Consider the following 1,293-nt stretch of genomic DNA (forward strand, 5'->3'; position numbering starts at 1 on the left):
GAGTATTGATAGTACAAAAGAAAAAGTATTCATGATTGAGGGAGAAGCTGGAACAGGGAAAAGCGTTGTCTTAGCATCACTTTACAATACATTACAAGATTTAGCTAAAGACAAAACTTCCTCTATATCAGGAACTGATAACTATCTTTTAGTGAACCATGGTGAGATGATCAAAACGTATCATTCAATAGCGGAAAGTCTTCCGAATTTGAAAAAAAACCATATTTTACGTCCAACGAGCTTTATTAATGGGGTGGATAAAAAAGGAAAGAAAGCTGATATTGTTCTAATTGATGAAGCACATCTTTTATTAACAAAAGAGGATCGCTACAATAATTTTTATTATAAAAATCAGTTGGAAGAAATCATCAAGCGTTCAAAAATTACAATCTTCATCTTTGATCCAAAGCAAGTTTTGCGAACTAAAAGCTACTGGGCTAAAGGATTGATGGAACAGATAGATCAACAATATGGATTTGAACATTATTCGTTAACAGATCAATTCCGTATGAAAAGTTCTGAAGACACTTTAAAGTGGATAGATAATTTTCACAGTAAGAAGATTTCAAAATTGCCGAAATCAACAGAGGATTATTCTTTCGAGATTATGCCAACTCCTGAAAGTCTCAAAGAGAAGATTGAATTTTTGGATGAGAAGGTCGGCTTAGCACGAATCGTATCAGTTTTTGATTACCTTCATAAAAAAGACCAAAAAACCTATTATGTAGATGAAGATGGTCTGCATATGCCTTGGAATACGACGGAATCAAAAACAACATGGGCCGAAAGAGCAGATACTATTGAAGAAGTAGGATCAATATATACTGTTCAAGGATTTGATCTGAACCATGTTGGAGTATTTTTAGGACCATCAATTGATTATGACCAAAAAACTGACTCATTAGTTATTGATATTTCCAAATACAAGGATACAGGTGCTTTTACGGGCCGAGAAGATTTAAGCAAAGGTGAACTGCTCAAGAGTAAAGAAGAAATTATCTTGAATTCTCTAAACACGTTAATGAAGCGAAGTATTCACGGGATTTATATCTATGCTGTAAATGAAAGCTTGCGTAATCATTTACTTGGACTTCAAAAGCAGCGGGATTCTAAATTTGATTGTTAGGCTCATAGATTCAAAGATTTTCAATTCTTATCAGATTACTACAATTAGTTACTTTTTTAGTAAGTTTAGAATGCAACGGAATGATGCATAATAAAATACTTTTTTCGAGGAGAATTTGTTATGAATAAAAAGCAATCGCTGAATGGGGAAGATATTGTAATTCTACA

At 33.1% G+C, this 1,293-nt stretch carries 1 protein-coding gene; it reads left to right on the forward strand.

The genetic code is table 11. From position 1 onward, the window contains the following. A partial coding sequence (locus A5875_RS22260; RefSeq protein WP_088935738.1) for a DUF2075 domain-containing protein occupies positions 1 to 1,126 on the forward strand: 1,126 nt, incomplete at its 5' end. Between the last annotated feature and the right edge of the window lie 167 nt (positions 1,127 to 1,293).

This window comes from Enterococcus sp. 3H8_DIV0648, assembly GCF_002140655.1.
Lineage (GTDB): Bacteria > Bacillota > Bacilli > Lactobacillales > Enterococcaceae > Enterococcus_A > Enterococcus_A hulanensis.